This window comes from Aquitalea aquatilis (assembly GCF_005155025.1).
GTDB classification, from domain to species: Bacteria; Pseudomonadota; Gammaproteobacteria; order Burkholderiales; family Chromobacteriaceae; genus Aquitalea; species Aquitalea aquatilis.
The window spans coordinates 3623543-3637313 of record NZ_CP039731.1 but is presented as its reverse complement, the minus strand read 5'-3'; the positions used below and the strand labels follow the sequence as shown (position 1 = coordinate 3637313).

15 protein-coding genes are annotated in these 13771 nt (G+C 61.2%); 12 read left to right on the top strand and 3 right to left on the bottom strand.

Annotated elements, in window-relative coordinates; translation table 11 throughout:
- Nucleotides 1-13 precede the first annotated feature (13 nt).
- Together FAZ30_RS17015 and FAZ30_RS17010 are read right to left on the bottom strand one after the other, a co-directional pair.
- Nucleotides 14-1624, bottom strand: coding sequence for a peptide chain release factor 3 (locus FAZ30_RS17015; RefSeq protein ID WP_124643966.1), 1611 nt, complete (start codon nt 1622-1624; stop codon nt 14-16).
- Between the two features lie 37 nt (nt 1625-1661).
- The gene (locus tag FAZ30_RS17010) at nt 1662-1880 is read right to left on the bottom strand and encodes a hypothetical protein (protein ID WP_124643967.1); all 219 of its coding nucleotides are present in this window, start codon (nt 1878-1880) and stop codon (nt 1662-1664) included.
- Between FAZ30_RS17010 and FAZ30_RS17005 the strand changes: the two genes are divergently transcribed.
- The 8 genes from FAZ30_RS17005 (at nt 1879) to FAZ30_RS16970 (ending at nt 7880) form a co-directional block, all read left to right on the top strand.
- A complete protein-coding gene (locus tag FAZ30_RS17005) occupies nt 1879-2502 on the top strand; it encodes a riboflavin synthase subunit alpha (protein WP_124643968.1) in 624 nt (207 codons plus the stop codon). The genes FAZ30_RS17010 and FAZ30_RS17005 overlap by 2 nt on opposite strands.
- A 169-nt stretch (nt 2503-2671) precedes the next feature.
- Entirely contained in the window at nt 2672-3778 is a 1107-nt protein-coding gene (gene ribBA / locus FAZ30_RS17000; RefSeq protein WP_124643969.1) for a bifunctional 3,4-dihydroxy-2-butanone-4-phosphate synthase/GTP cyclohydrolase II, read from the top strand.
- 96 nt (nt 3779-3874) lie between these two features.
- Nucleotides 3875-4342, top strand: a complete 468-nt coding sequence (gene ribH, locus FAZ30_RS16995; protein WP_103523180.1) for a 6,7-dimethyl-8-ribityllumazine synthase — start codon at nt 3875-3877, stop codon at nt 4340-4342.
- 49 nt (nt 4343-4391) lie between these two features.
- Nucleotides 4392-4838: a transcription antitermination factor NusB gene (gene nusB / locus FAZ30_RS16990; protein ID WP_059287032.1), complete on the top strand. Its 447-nt coding sequence runs from the start codon at nt 4392-4394 to the stop codon at nt 4836-4838.
- A 70-nt stretch (nt 4839-4908) separates the two neighbouring features.
- Nucleotides 4909-5865, top strand: a complete 957-nt coding sequence (gene thiL / locus FAZ30_RS16985) for a thiamine-phosphate kinase (protein ID WP_137009913.1) — start codon at nt 4909-4911, stop codon at nt 5863-5865.
- Complete coding sequence (locus tag FAZ30_RS16980) at nt 5849-6364, top strand: phosphatidylglycerophosphatase A family protein (RefSeq protein WP_124643971.1); 516 nt, start codon at nt 5849-5851, stop codon at nt 6362-6364. Before thiL ends, FAZ30_RS16980 begins: the two co-directional genes overlap by 17 nt.
- Nucleotides 6365-6385: 21 nt before the next feature.
- Entirely contained in the window at nt 6386-7270 is an 885-nt protein-coding gene (ypfJ, locus tag FAZ30_RS16975; protein WP_137009912.1) for a KPN_02809 family neutral zinc metallopeptidase, read from the top strand.
- Between the two features lie 259 nt (nt 7271-7529).
- A complete protein-coding gene (locus tag FAZ30_RS16970; RefSeq protein ID WP_103524561.1) occupies nt 7530-7880 on the top strand; it encodes a hypothetical protein in 351 nt (116 codons plus the stop codon).
- Nucleotides 7881-7938: 58 nt separating this feature from the next.
- Here FAZ30_RS16970 and FAZ30_RS16965 read toward each other — a convergent pair whose 3' ends face one another.
- Nucleotides 7939-9204 carry an Hsp70 family protein gene (locus FAZ30_RS16965; RefSeq protein WP_124643973.1) on the bottom strand — a complete coding sequence of 422 codons (1266 nt, stop codon included), beginning with the start codon at nt 9202-9204 and terminating at the stop codon, nt 7939-7941.
- Nucleotides 9205-9735: 531 nt separating this feature from the next.
- Between FAZ30_RS16965 and FAZ30_RS20460 the strand changes: the two genes are divergently transcribed.
- The 4 genes from FAZ30_RS20460 to FAZ30_RS16945 are packed head-to-tail and all read left to right on the top strand — an operon-like array spanning nt 9736 to nt 13771.
- Nucleotides 9736-10878: a methyl-accepting chemotaxis protein gene (locus FAZ30_RS20460; RefSeq protein ID WP_158613592.1), complete on the top strand. Its 1143-nt coding sequence runs from the start codon at nt 9736-9738 to the stop codon at nt 10876-10878.
- Between the two features lie 60 nt (nt 10879-10938).
- Nucleotides 10939-11310 (top strand): response regulator, encoded by a 372-nt coding sequence (locus FAZ30_RS16955; protein ID WP_124643975.1) that lies wholly within the window; start codon nt 10939-10941, stop codon nt 11308-11310.
- 11 nt (nt 11311-11321) lie between these two features.
- Nucleotides 11322-11621 (top strand): STAS domain-containing protein, encoded by a 300-nt coding sequence (locus tag FAZ30_RS16950; RefSeq protein ID WP_137009911.1) that lies wholly within the window; start codon nt 11322-11324, stop codon nt 11619-11621.
- 2 nt (nt 11622-11623) lie between these two features.
- The gene (locus tag FAZ30_RS16945) at nt 11624-13771 is read left to right on the top strand and encodes a chemotaxis protein CheA (protein ID WP_137009910.1); all 2148 of its coding nucleotides are present in this window, start codon (nt 11624-11626) and stop codon (nt 13769-13771) included.

Genomic DNA, 13771 nt, shown 5'->3' with positions numbered 1-13771 from the left:
GGCGCTGGCCTTTCTAGTCGTTCAGCTTGACGGCGTGCTCACGGGTTTCGTGGAACACGATGTCAGGCCAGCGCTCCTGCGTCAGTTGCAGGTTGACGCGATTGGGGGCCAGGTAGGCCAGGTTGCCGCCGGCGTCGGTGGCGATGTTCATCTGCAGGGTCTTGATGAATTCGTCCAGCTTCTTGCGGTCGCTGCAGGTAAACCAGCGCGCCGACCAGATGCTGGCGGATTCGAACATGGCATCCACGCTGTACTCGGCGGCCAGCCGGCTGGCTACCACTTCGTACTGCAGCACGCCGACCGCGCCCAGAATCAGGTCGCCGCCGCTGTGCGGCTTGAATACCTGGACCGCGCCTTCTTCGCCCAGCTGTTGCAGGCCTTTTTGCAGCTGCTTGAGTTTCAGCGGGTTCTTGATGCGTACCGAGCGGAACAGCTCCGGCGCAAAGAAAGGAATGCCGGTAAAGGCCAACTCTTCGCCCGAGGAGAAGCTGTCGCCAATCTGGATATTGCCGTGGTTGGGGATGCCGATGATGTCGCCGGCAAAGGCTTCTTCCACGATTTCACGGTCGTGCGACATGAAGGTCACCACGCTGGAAGCCGAGATTTCACGGTTCAGCCGCAGATGCTTCATCTTCATGCCACGTTCAAACTGGCCGGAACACACGCGCAGGAAGGCAATGCGGTCGCGGTGCTTGGGGTCCATATTGGCCTGGATCTTGAACACGAAGCCGGAGAACTTGCCTTCGGTCGGTGCCACGTCACGCACGGTGGCGTCACGCAGCTGCGGTGCCGGCGCCCAGTTGATCAGTGCATCCAGAATCTCGCGCACGCCGAAGTTGTTGATGGCCGAGCCGAAGAATACCGGGGTCAGTTCGCCGGCCAGGAATTCTTCCAGATTCCATTCATTGGAAGCGCCCTTGACCAGTTCGATCTCCATGCGCAGGCCTTCCATTTCCAGCGGAAACAGTTCGTCCAGGCGCGGATTATCGATGCCCTTGATTACTTCGATATCGGTAATCAGCTTTTCGCTACCGGCTTCGAACAGGATGACCTCGTCGCTCAGCAGGCTGTACACGCCGCGGAAGGTCTTGCCCATGCCGATAGGCCAGGTGATTGGCGCGCAGCGGATCTTCAGCACGTTTTCCACTTCGTCCAGCAACTCCAGCGAATCGCGCACTTCACGGTCGTACTTGTTCATGAAGGTGACGATGGGCGTGTTGCGCAGGCGGCAGACATTGAGCAGCTTGATGGTTTGCTCTTCCACGCCTTTGGCGGCATCGATCACCATCAGGGCGCTGTCCACGGCGGTGAGTACGCGGTAGGTATCTTCCGAGAAGTCCTGGTGGCCCGGGGTGTCCAGCAGGTTGACGGTGTGCTCGCGGTAATCGAACTGCATCACCGAGGAAGCCACGGAAATGCCGCGCTGCTTTTCGATTTCCATCCAGTCCGAGGTGGCAAACTTGCCGCCCTTCTTGCCCTTTACCGTACCGGCCATCTGGATGGCGCCCGAAAACAGCAGCAGCTTTTCGGTCAGCGTGGTTTTACCGGCGTCAGGGTGGGAAATGATGGCGAAGGTGCGGCGGCGCGCCACTTCCTCGGCAATGCGGGACAATTCTGCGGACATGGAGTAGGAACAGGCTTGACTTAAGAAGGCGGTGATTTTACAGGATAGCGGCGCGCAACAAAACCTCGCAGACTGCAAATTTCTGCCATCGTTTTGACAAAAGCTTTTCTTTTGACATCAGCAAGATAGCTTTGCCGGCGTGGCCGGGCCTTGCGCCAAGGCTTGAAAGCGGGTCGGCACTCGGCGGCGATTTGGTTATCATGGGTGTTTTGACGGCTGCAGCAGCGGCCGGGCGGTCCAGAACAGGAGCAAGCATGTTTACCGGTATCGTGCAGGGTATGGCCGAGGTGGTGGCCATCGAGGAAAGACAGGATTTCCGTCGCCATGTGCTGCGGCTGCCGCCGTCCATGCTGGGCGGTATCGAACTGGGGGCATCGATTGCCCATAACGGCTGCTGCCTGACCGTAACCGAGGTGCAGGACGACCGGGTGGCTTTCGACCTGATGGCCGAAACCCTGCGTCTGACCAATCTGGGCCGGCTGCAGGTGGGCGACAAGGTCAATGTGGAGCGGGCAGCCCGCTTCGGTGATGAAATCGGCGGCCATGCCATGTCTGGTCACATCATCTGCCTGGCGCAGGTGGACGAGGTCATCCGCAGCCCGAACAACTGCACGGTGTGGTTCACGCTGCCGGCAGCGTTCGGCAAATATCTGTTTGCCAAGGGCTATATCGGTATTGATGGCTGCAGTCTGACCATTGGCAGCGTCGAAGGCAGCCGTTTTTGCGTACACCTGATTCCGGAAACGCTGGAGCGCACCATCATCCAGTTCCGGCAGGTGGGGGACGCCATCAATATCGAGGTCGATCCGCAAACCCAGGCCATTGTGGACACGGTGGAGCGGGTGCTGGCACAGCGCCATGGCGCAGGACTGGTTTGAAAAAAGTGGCGAATCGGCTTGTATAGGCTGCCGATTGCCTCCATGTTGTGAAAATACAGCGCGGGGCGGATGCCCCGCTCACGGTCTGGGCAGGACTACCGCCAGCCGTCAGGATTTGCAGTCTGCCCGGCTCAGCCGCGCAGTGCCCTCTATATAAAGGATGTAGCAAATGGTTATTTCTCCGGTGCAGGACATCATTGCCGACATCAAGGCCGGCAAAATGGTGGTGCTGGCTGATGCGGAAGATCGCGAAAACGAAGGCGATATCGTGATGGCGGCCGAGTTCGTCACCCCGGAAGCCATCAACTTCATGGCCAAGCATGCGCGTGGCCTGATCTGCCTGACGCTGAGCGAGCAGCGCTGCAAACTGCTGGAGCTGCCGATGATGGCGGCCAATAACGGCACCTCTTTCGGCACCAATTTCACCGTTTCCATCGAAGCGGCGGAAGGCGTGACCACCGGTATCTCCGCCGCCGACCGCGCCAAGACCGTGCAGGCTGCGGTGGCGCGCAATGCCAAGGCCAGCGATCTGGTGCAGCCGGGCCACATTTTCCCGCTCAAGGCACAGAATGGCGGCGTGCTGATTCGCGCCGGTCACACCGAAGCGGCTTGCGACCTGCCGATGCTGGCCGGGCTGGAGCCGGCCGGGGTGATCTGCGAAATCATGAACGACGACGGCACCATGGCACGCATGCCGGAGCTGCTGGCGTTCGCCAAGACCCACGGCCTGAAAGTCGGCACCATTGCCGACCTGATCCACTACCGCAGCCGTACCGAATCGCTGGTGGAAGAAGTGGGGCAGCGCCCGGTGGAAACCCCGTTCGGTGCTTTCGACTTACATGTGTTCCGCGATGTCACCACCCGCGAAACCCATCTGGCGCTGGTCAAGGGTCAGCTGGATGAGGCGGAGGAAACCCTGGTGCGCGTGCACGAGCCGCTGTCCATCATGGATGTGCTGGACCCGACTTCGCGGCCGCACTCCTGGACCGTGCCGGGTGCGCTGGAAGCCATCGATGAAGCCGGCAAGGGCGTGGTCATCCTGCTGTATCGCGATGAAACCGGCGATGACCTGCTGCAGCGTGCGCTGGGTCAGAATGTGAAACGCTCACCCTGGGACGGCAAAACCTTTGGCGTGGGTGCACAAATGCTCAAGGCGCTGGGTGTGGGCAAGATGAAGCTGATGTCGCCGCCGTTGAGCGTGCCGTCGATGGCCGGTTTTAATCTGGAAGTCACCGGCTTTTGCCAGCCGGAACACTTTCATATCGAAATCGGTTAAAATAGCCGGTTTTCCGTCATGACTCCCTCTGGGTGCCGGTAGCTGCCGGTGGCACAGAGGGCTTATCTGATCCGAATTTCAGCAGCGAGGACTCCCATGCTTGAAGCTATCCAGCGCATTTCTTCCGATTTCAACGGCCGCGGCCTCAAGGTCGGCATCGTCCAGGCGCGTTTTACCGAGGAAGTGTGCCACGGGCTGCGTGACGCCTGCCTGGCCGAGCTGAAGGTGCTGGGTGTGGCTGCGGATGACGTGGTGCTGGCCACGGTGCCGGGGGCGCTGGAAGTGCCGCTGGTACTGCAAACCATGGCCAAGAGCGGCAAGTTCGATGCGCTGGTGGCACTGGGTGCCATCATCCGTGGCGAAACCTACCACTTCGAGCTGGTTTCCAATGAATCCGGTGCTGGTGTGACCCGTGTTGGTCTGGATTTCGACATCCCCATTGCCAACGCCATCCTCACCACCGAGAACGACGAGCAGGCCGAAGTGCGCATGCTGGAAAAAGGCCGTGACGCAGCACGCGTTGCGGTGGAAATGGCCAATCTGCATAAAACGCTGCGCGGTTGATCATCCCTTGGGGATGATGCCGCTCACTTGTTCTTTTTAGGAAACCGACATGAAAACCGCCCGTCGCCGTGCCCGCGAATTTGCCGTTCAGGGCATCTATGAATGGGAATTGAATCCGGATCGTCCGGCTTCGCTGATTGAAAAACACCTGCGCGAAAACGAATACTTCGCCAAGGCGGACGAAACCCTGTTTCGCGCCGTGCTGTACGGTGTACTGAAAGACGTTGCCGTGCTGTCCGGCCGCATTCGTCCCTATTACGAGCGCAACGAAGAAGAAGTCAGCCCGGTGGAGCGCGCCGTGCTGCTGATGGCGGCGCTGGAACTGACCCAGCACCCGGAAACGCCTTACCCGGTGATCATCAATGAAGCCATCGAAATCACCAAGACTTTTGGTGGTACCGACGGCCACAAATTCGTCAACGGCGTGCTGGACAAGCTGGCTGCCGATGTACGCGCCGACGAGGTTGCCTCGCAGCGTTCGCGTCGTCAGGGCTGATAATCTTGCTGCATGAAACTGACACCCGCTACGGCGGGTGTTTTTGCATGAAGACGCGGAGTTGCTGCGCATGAACGAATTTGAACTGATCCGCCAGTATTTCACCCGCCCAGCTCCTTCTGCCGTGCTGGGGGTGGGCGACGATGCCGCCATTCTGCGGCCGACGCCGGGGCTGGACCTGCATATGTCGGTAGACATGCTGGTTGAGGGGCGGCATTTTTTTGCCGATGTCAGCCCGCACGCGCTGGGTCACAAGACGCTGGCGGTGAATCTGTCGGACATGGCGGCAATGGGCGCCCGCCCGCGCTGGGCATTTCTGGCACTGGCCTTGCCCGAGGTGAATGAAGCCTGGGCGCAGGGTTTCAGTCGTGGCCTGTTTGCGCTGGCCGAACAATATGGCGTGGAGCTGGCCGGCGGGGATACCACCCGTGGGCCGCTGACGCTGTCCATCACCATCATGGGTGAAACACCGCAAGGGCAGGCCCTGCGGCGCGATGCTGCCCGGGTGGATGACGATGTCTGGGTCAGTGGTGAGCTGGGCCTGGGGGCGCTGGCGGTGGCGCAGCGCCTGGGGCGGCTGCCGGCTGGCAGCGTGTCGGATGATGTGCTGGCAGCTTGCCAGTGCTGGCTGGATTTCCCGGTGCCACGGCTGGAGCTGGGCCAGGCCTTGCTGGGGACGGCCCATGCTGCGGCCGATGTGTCAGACGGGCTGTTGGCTGATGTGGGGCATATTCTGGCGGCCTCGGGCGTGGCGGCAGAAATCTGGGCCGACAGCCTGCCATCCTTGCCGCCGCTGGAGGCAGAGCGGCCGCGCTGGCTGGAGTTTCTGGCAGCAGGTGGCGATGATTACGAACTTTGCTTCACTGCGCCCTTGTCTGCGCGGGAGGCGGTATTGGCGGCGGCAGAGCAGGCGGGCTGCCGGGTGACACGTATCGGCCGTGTCGTGGCAGGCAGTGGCGCGCGCTTGCTGGATGCCACAGGCCAAGTAATTACATTGAACAAGGCAGGTTATGACCACTTCGCATAAACGGGCACCGGCTTTCCGCCCCGATTGGGCTTTTCTGCGTCGCCATCCGGCGCACCTGCTGGCTTTTGGCTTTGGTAGCGGTCTGGCACGCAAGGCCCCGGGCACCTGGGGGACGCTGGTGGCTTACCCGCTGTTTTTCCTGCTGCATGCGTTGGGGGTGGGCAGCCTGGGCTTGACCTTGTTATGCCTGCCGTTGTTTGTGCTGGGGGTGTGGGTGTGTCAGGTAACCGGCGATGCGCTGGGGGTGCACGACTACGGCGGCATCGTCTGGGACGAGGTGGTGGCCATGCTGCTGGTGCTGGCGTATGCGCCGGCCAGTTGGGCGGGCTGGCTGCTGGCCTTTGCCTTGTTCCGCCTGTTTGATATTGTGAAACCCTGGCCAATCGGCTGGTTTGACCGCCGGGTACATGGCGGCTTTGGCGTGATGCTGGATGACATCATTGCCGCGCTGTTCGCCTTGCTGGTGCAGGCGCTGCTGGCTGGCTATCTGCCGGCCTGATCGGATAAAAGGAGAGCTGGCATGCGTTGGGATGGCAATCGTGAAAGTGACAATGTAGAAGACCGCCGTGACGAGGGCGGTGGTGGCTCTCCCGGGTTCAGGCTGGGTGGCGGCGGTATCGGTCTGGGTACGATTGCCATTGGCCTGGTGGCCTGGCTGGTGTTTGGTGCCAACCCGCTGCAGGTCATCTCGGCGCTGAGCGGTGGCGGGCATCAGCAAGTGCAGACCCAGCCGCAGCAGCCCAAGGTGCATTCTGCCGAAGAACAGCGCGAGGCCAAGCTGGTGCGCGTGGTGCTGGCGGATACCGAGGATGTGTGGGGGCAGATTTTCCAGCAGCGCGGTGCCAGCTACCAGCAGCCCAAGCTGGTGTTGTTCAGCAATAGCACGCCGACCGCCTGTGGTCAGGGGCAGTCGGCCATGGGGCCGTTTTATTGCCCGGCCGACCGCAAGGTGTATATCGATCTGGCCTTCTACCGCACGCTGAATCAGCAGCTGGGTGCACCGGGCGAGTTTGCCGAGGCTTATGTGATTGCGCATGAGGTGGGGCACCATGTGCAAAACCTGCTGGGTATTTCCGGCAAGGTGGATGCGGCACGGCGTGGTGCTTCGGAGCGCAAGGCCAATGCCTTGTCGGTGCGGCTGGAATTGCAGGCCGACTGCTTTGCTGGGGTGTGGGGCAGCCATGCCGACAAGGCGCGGCACATTCTGGAGGGCGGTGATCTGGAGTCGGCGCTGAATGCGGCCTCCAAGATCGGCGATGACACCTTGCAGCGTTCCGCCGGGCAGGCCGTGGTGCCGGATTCCTTCACCCACGGCAGCAGCGAGCAGCGCGTGCGCTGGTTCCGCCGTGGTTTCGACGGTGGTGATATCGCGCAGTGCGATACCTTCAGCGCCAATCCGCTGTAAGAACCTGTTTACGCTCTGCGAGACTCGGGTGATCCTGCGTTGACAGGTCGTTCACCATGCTCATGGATGCCCTGTCCATTGCGCTTTTTCACGCCCTTTCGCCTTGGCTGACCCTTCGTTGGCTAAATCGTGAATTGCTGCTTGGGCGGGGCAGGCTATGCGAAGCGACTAATTGCAGGGGCGATGGGCCTGTATGCCCCATCTGGCGTGGCTTTGTGGTATTCTTGCGCCCCTCTTGATTGTGACCCGTCACCCATCCATGAAAGATCCCTGCGATCACTACACCTTCGACCTGATTGGCGGCGTGCAGAAAAAGCCCGGACGCAAGCCGCTGGGCGAGCGCGCCATGACGGTGGCCGAGCGCAAGCGCCGCAGCCGCGAGCAGCGCCGCAACCGCTTGCAGGAGCTGTCGGTGACGGTGGAGTTGAGTCGTGATGCACAGAAGTCGCTGGACAAGATGATCGAGTGGTGGGGGGTGAGCAAGAAGGAAGCGATCAACCGTGCGCTGCAGATTGCCTGCCAGTCGCAGACCGGGCGCACCGGCATGCTGTTTGATCTCGACCTGCCGCCGGCAGCCACAAAAAAAGCCCCGCGCAAGCGCCAGGGCTGATTCACTGCACCTTCTTTGTCAAAGGGCTGCTCCGTTTGGGCAGCCCTTTTTGCATCTGTCAGCCGTAGCGTTTTTTCGCTTCGATGGCCAGGCCGCTGCCAATGCTGCCAAACAGATTGCCCTCCACGTGGTGAGCATTGGGCAGCAGTTGCTGTACGCACTGACGCAGCGCGGGGACGCCGCTGGAGCCGCCGGTAAAGAACACGGTGTCGATCTGGCTGGCGCTGATGCCGGCATCGGCCAGCAGGCTGCCAATGGTTTTGCCGATCTGCCCCAGCATGCCGTCAATGGTCTGGTTGAACTGTTGGCGCAGCAGTTCGGCATACAGTCCGTCTTCGATTAGTTCCAGTTGCAGCTGATGGCGCTCCTGGCTGGAGAGGGCGATCTTGGCTTCCTCCACCTGCATGGCCAGCCAGTGGCCGGCGCGTTCCTGAATCAGCTTGAACAGGCGGTCGAACGCACGCGGGTCTTCCACGTCGCGATGAATATCCTGCAAATCCATCCACGCCTTGCGGGTGTAGGCAAAGTTGATGGTGTGCCAGGTGGCGAGGTTGAAGTATTGCGCCGAGGGCATTTCGGCATTGTTGCGCAGGCGGCTCTTGAAGCCGAACAGCGGCATCACGCCGTGCAGGCTCAGCTGCTTGTCGAAGTCGGTACCGCCGATATGCACGCCGCCGGTGGCCAGGATGTCCGCGCGGCGGTCGTCCAGCTCACGTCTTTCCGGCGACAGGCGCACCAGCGAAAAGTCCGAAGTGCCGCCGCCGATATCGACGATCAGCACCAGCTCTTCGCGGGTAATGGAGGATTCGTAGTCAAAGGCGGCTGCCAGTGGTTCGAACTGGAAGGAAATCTCCTTGAAGCCCACCTGGCGGGCAATCTGCGCCAGGGTTTCTTCCGCCAGCGCGTCGGCCTTGGGGTTGTCATCGACAAAGAACACCGGGCGGCCCAGCACCACTTGTTCGAAGGGGCGGCCAGCGGCACGGTCGGCGCGCTGCTTGACCTCCTGGATGAACAGGGTGAGCAGATGGCGAAACGGCAGGGCGCGGCCTTGTACCTCGGTCTGGCTGTCGATCAGGCTACTGCCCAGCAGGCTTTTCAGCGAGCGCATCAGGCGCCCTTCATAGCCTTCGGTGTATTCCAGCAGGGCGCGGCGGCCAAATACCGAGTGGTCCTCTTCGTAATTGAAAAAGACAACCGAGGGCAGGGTGATCTTGCCGTCTTCCAGCGGAATCAGGGTGTCTGCGCCAGGGCGCAGCCAGCCAACCGTGGAATTGGAGGTGCCGAAGTCGATGCCGCATGCCTGCGCAGCGCTGCTAGTAGTCATTGATGCCATCCCGAAAAGCGAGGCGGGATGGTACGCGCAATGGCGCTTTTTGTGAAGGGCCGCGCAGGGGTGTTGTGGCTTGTCGGGCGGATGGCCGGGCGGCGGTTGACTTTTGCCGCACAGCGGATTTTTCCGCACTCTCCGTCAGTGGGCTGGCGGTCGCTGCTGGTGTTCTGCCTCGCGCGTGTTGGTCAAGAATAGCAAGATGACCTTGCGGTGTTACCTGCTGCGCAATCTGCCGGACATCGCTATCGGCGGCTTGCAGCTAAAAGCACCATCAATATTACTGTTAATGAAATATGTAAAATAATGAATTAATTTCAAATCCACATTGACAGCCTGGGGATGCTGAACTTTATTGAACAACAGCAGCTAACAAGGCCGGTTTGGCAAAATCTGCCGATAAAGCTGATCCAATTTCAATAAATTCGCTTGTGCATACAGGATGCAATCGCCGTGGGTACGCCTGCGGCCACCTGCTGTGCCGTGAAAGCGATAGCGGGTGGGGGTGTCAACATGGTGTCACGGGGATTGAGTCTGGCCATCTTGGCGTCCGCCAATGTCCTGGTCTGGCTGGGAAACCATGCTCTGCCGCTCTGGCTGCTGGTGATTTTCTCGTTTCTGGTCAGCGCCACCCTGCTGTTGCTGGTCAGCGCCAAGCCTGCCGAGCCGGCAAATACCACGTCTGAACCCTCGCCGGAAAACACCAGCGCACCGCATGAACTGGATGGCCAGCTCAACCTGATCGAGCAGGTGATCCAGAAGTGGGGCGGCAATCTGCAATTGGTCATCGCGCAGTCCACCCAGGGTGGCAACCAGGTGGCGCAGAGCCTGGCCGATATTGCCGGCGGCCTGCACGCGACGATTGACTCTTCACGGTCGGCAAGCGGTGAGGCGGGTAGCGACAGCCTGGGCGGGTTGGTGGATGCAGCACGCCAGCGCAGCCAGGAAATTGCCCAGGTGCTGGCCGAGATCGTCAGCCACCGCCAGATCATCATCGATGAAGTCGCCAGCCTGACCACCTTTTCTGCTGAACTGCGCACCATGGCCGAGGATGTCGGCAAGATTTCCAGCCAGACCAATCTGCTGGCCTTGAACGCCAGTATCGAAGCCGCACGGGTCGGTGAATTCGGTCGCGGTTTTGCCGTGGTGGCCGACGAGGTGCGCAAGTTGTCGCTGCTGTCGGCGCAAACCGGGCTGCGCATGACCGAAAAGGTGGAAATCATCAATGCCGCGCTGGAGCGCACCCGCAGCAGCACGCTGGAGCTGGGTGCGCAAGACGTGCAAAAAGGCAAAAGCGCCCTGCAGCTGCTGGATGCCTCGGTGCAGGATTTCAGCCAGGCGGCCGGCCAGTTGGCCACCATCAATCACGACATGCAATTGCACGGCAAGCAGGTGGAGGGGGATCTGAATACCTCGCTGATTGCCATGCAGTATCAGGACCGGGTGTGCCAGATCTTGCAGCACGTCGGCAACGACCTGCAGTTGATGCATGGCCATGTGCAGGCATTGCGCGATGCCGTGCGCCAGGGGCAGAGCCTGCCGGTCGCCAGCCCAGCCGAATGGCTGCGGCGTCTTGAATCCACCTATACCACGCTGGAACAGGCGGCACTGCACAAGGGTGGCAGTCAGCAGGCCGTGGCGGCGTCCAATGGGGATGTGGATTTCTTCTAAGCCCAGGACGCAGGTCCGGCATCGGTAGCAGAACCATTTCATTGCCAGGGAGAGCCGAAAATGGCCAGCAAATCCGTATTGATTGTGGACGATTCCGCCAGCATCAGGGCGACCGTCAGTATCGCGCTCAAAGGCGCCGGTTATAACGTGATCGAAGCCTTGGACGGCAATGATGCCCTGTACAAGCTGCAAGGTACCCGCGTCAATCTGGTGATTTCCGATGTCAACATGCCCGGCATGGATGGCATCACCTTGCTCAAGCGCTTGCGCGAAGGCCCGGCCACCCGTTTTCTGCCCGTCATCATGCTGACTACCGAGGGCAGTGACGACAAGAAAAACCAGGGGCGCGAAGCCGGTGCCAAGGCGTGGGTGGTCAAGCCGTTTGATCCGGTGAAGCTGCTGGATGCGGTAGCCAAGCTGATTCAGCCCTGAGAGGTCCTGCCATGTCGCTGACCCTCAGTCATGAGCAGGATGTGTGTCAGGCCGCCTTCAGCGGCGAGCTGACGATCTACACCATGCACGAAGTGCAGGATGCCTTGCTCGGCTTGCTGCAGTACCCACGGGTGCAGCTGGACTTATCCGCACTGAGCGAACTGGATGGCTGCGGTCTGCAGCTATTGCTGTTGCTGCAGGCCAAATCCGCCGCAGCCGGGCACGTGTTGCGGCTGTTTGGCAGCAGTCCGGTGCTGGACGAAATAGGGCTGTTGATCGGCATGTCGTTGCCGCCACACGCAGAGGATTAGCAATGGATCTGAGCAAGGCCAAGGCCATCTTCTTTGAAGAGTCCCAGGAATTGTGCACGGCGCTGGAAAATGCGCTGCTGCACCCGGACATCTATCCGCCCAATGCGGAAACTTTCAATCTGCTGTTTCGTACTGCCCATACCATCAAGGGTTCGGCCGGTATTTTCGGGCTGGACGCGCTGGTGCGCTTCGCTCATGTGGTGGAGAACGTGCTGGAGCGCCTGCGCTCGGGCGAGGTCGAGCTCAGTGATGACCTGGTCAATCTGCTGCTCAACTGCAACGACCACCTGCGCCTGCTGCTGGAGGCCGCCAACGGCAATGAGGAGCAGGCGGTGCAGGACCTGCCGGAAGGCGCAGCACTGCTCAAGTGGCTCAGTGCCTACCAGCAGTCATCCTCCACTGCCGGGGTGACGGCTCCGGTCCTTGCAGTGACCAGTCCGGTCGCCGCCGAGCTGCCGGCGACGGCAGAGCAAAGCCAGAGCCCGTACTGGCAGCTGTCGCTGCGTTTTCATCCCGACACCTTTCGCCATGGTTTTGATCCCTTGTCCTTCTTGCGCTATCTGGGGCAGCTGGGCGAGGTGCGCTGCATCGAGCTGGTCTGGCGTGCCACGCCCCAGCTGGAAGAACTGGACCCGACCGAGTGCTTCATCGGCCTGGACCTGGCGCTGGATTCCGACGAAAGCCTGGACAAGATCGCCGGCACCTTTGAATTCATCGAGGAAGAAAGCCTGATCTGCATCCTGCCGCCGCATGCGCCGCTGGCAGATTACCGCGCCGCGTGGCAACGGCTGGATGAGCCCGAGCAGTTGCAGCGCTGGCTGCAACGTGCGGCGCTGACGCCGGAGGAGGCCCTGCGCGTCCGCGAGGATGTGCCGCTGGAGACTCAGCCCGCCGTGGTGGATGAAGACAAGCCGGTAGCCAGTGCCAGCGCGGCGGCCAAGGCCGTGCCGCGCAGTGAAAACCAGTACATCCGCATCGAGGCCAGCAAGCTGGACCGGCTGATCAACCGGGTGGGCGAGCTGGTGATTGCCTCGTCCGGCACCAAGCTGATTGCGCAAAGCCGTGGCGATGCCGAGCTGCTGGAGTCGGTGGCCATCATCAATACCCTGGTGGAAAGCATTCGCGATGACGCGCTGACCCTGCGCATGGTGCCGGTGGATGAGGTGTTCAGCCGCTTCCCGCGCATGGTGCGTGAAGTCTCGCGGCAACTGGACAAGGCCATCCAGCTGGAGATCAAGGGGGCTGACACCGAAATCGACAAGTCCATGGTGGAAAAGCTGACCGACCCGCTGATGCACATCGTGCGCAATGCCGTTGATCACGGGCTGGAACAGGCGGACAAGCGGCGTGCCGCCGGCAAGCCGGAAGTGGGCACCATCACGCTCAATGCCTATCACGATGCCGGTTCGGTGGTGGTGGAAGTCAGTGACGATGGTGGCGGCATCAATCGCGACAAGGTGCTGGCCAAGGCTACCGAGCGTGGCTTGCTGGCCGACGGCCGGCCGCTGAGCGACCAGGACATCCTGCAGCTGATTTTCCTGCCGGGCTTTTCTACTGCCGACGCGGTGAGCGACCTGTCCGGTCGCGGAGTCGGCATGGATGTGGTGAAACGCAATATCGAGGCGCTGCGCGGCGAAATCGAAATCCAGTCCACGCCGGGCGTCGGCTCCACCTTCCGCCTGCGGCTGCCGCTGACGCTGGCCATCATCGATGGCTTCCGGGTGGAGGTAAACGACTCGGCGCTGGTGATGCCGCTGGACATGATGATCGAATGCGTCGACATGCCGCAGGAGGCCATGAACCAGCACACCCGCCAGGTAAACCTGCGTGGCGACTGGCTGCCCTTTGTCTCGCTACGCGAGCTGTTCGGCCTGCCGCCGGCCAGCGGGCCGGAGTTTATCGTCATTGTCCATTACGGCGAGCATCGTGCCGGCATCGTGGTGGACAAGCTGATGGGCGAAGTACAAGCAGTCATCAAGCCGCTGGGCGAGATTTTCAAGTCACTGCGGGGAATCAGTGGCTCCACCATCCTCGGCAATGGCAAGCCGGCGCTGGTGCTGGACATTCCCCAGTTGATCCAGCACGCCTGCCGGCGTGAGCGTCGTACCATCCGCCAGCGTGCCGAAGCGCTGGTGAGCGATAAGAACTAA

Bases quoted from the DNA above. Each gene is read 5' to 3' on its own strand.
- FAZ30_RS17015 (WP_124643966.1), bottom strand. From the start codon at position 1,624: ATGTCCGCAGAATTGTCCCGCATTGCCGAGGAAGTGGCGCGCCGCCGC.
- FAZ30_RS17005 (WP_124643968.1), top strand. From the start codon at position 1,879: ATGTTTACCGGTATCGTGCAGGGTATGGCCGAGGTGGTGGCCATCGAG.
- FAZ30_RS17010 (WP_124643967.1), bottom strand. From the start codon at position 1,880: ATGCTTGCTCCTGTTCTGGACCGCCCGGCCGCTGCTGCAGCCGTCAAA.
- ribBA (WP_124643969.1), top strand. From the start codon at position 2,672: ATGGTTATTTCTCCGGTGCAGGACATCATTGCCGACATCAAGGCCGGC.
- ribH (WP_103523180.1), top strand. From the start codon at position 3,875: ATGCTTGAAGCTATCCAGCGCATTTCTTCCGATTTCAACGGCCGCGGC.
- nusB (WP_059287032.1), top strand. From the start codon at position 4,392: ATGAAAACCGCCCGTCGCCGTGCCCGCGAATTTGCCGTTCAGGGCATC.
- thiL (WP_137009913.1), top strand. From the start codon at position 4,909: ATGAACGAATTTGAACTGATCCGCCAGTATTTCACCCGCCCAGCTCCT.
- FAZ30_RS16980 (WP_124643971.1), top strand. From the start codon at position 5,849: ATGACCACTTCGCATAAACGGGCACCGGCTTTCCGCCCCGATTGGGCT.
- ypfJ (WP_137009912.1), top strand. From the start codon at position 6,386: ATGCGTTGGGATGGCAATCGTGAAAGTGACAATGTAGAAGACCGCCGT.
- FAZ30_RS16970 (WP_103524561.1), top strand. From the start codon at position 7,530: ATGAAAGATCCCTGCGATCACTACACCTTCGACCTGATTGGCGGCGTG.
- FAZ30_RS16965 (WP_124643973.1), bottom strand. From the start codon at position 9,204: ATGACTACTAGCAGCGCTGCGCAGGCATGCGGCATCGACTTCGGCACC.
- FAZ30_RS16955 (WP_124643975.1), top strand. From the start codon at position 10,939: ATGGCCAGCAAATCCGTATTGATTGTGGACGATTCCGCCAGCATCAGG.
- FAZ30_RS16950 (WP_137009911.1), top strand. From the start codon at position 11,322: ATGTCGCTGACCCTCAGTCATGAGCAGGATGTGTGTCAGGCCGCCTTC.
- FAZ30_RS16945 (WP_137009910.1), top strand. From the start codon at position 11,624: ATGGATCTGAGCAAGGCCAAGGCCATCTTCTTTGAAGAGTCCCAGGAA.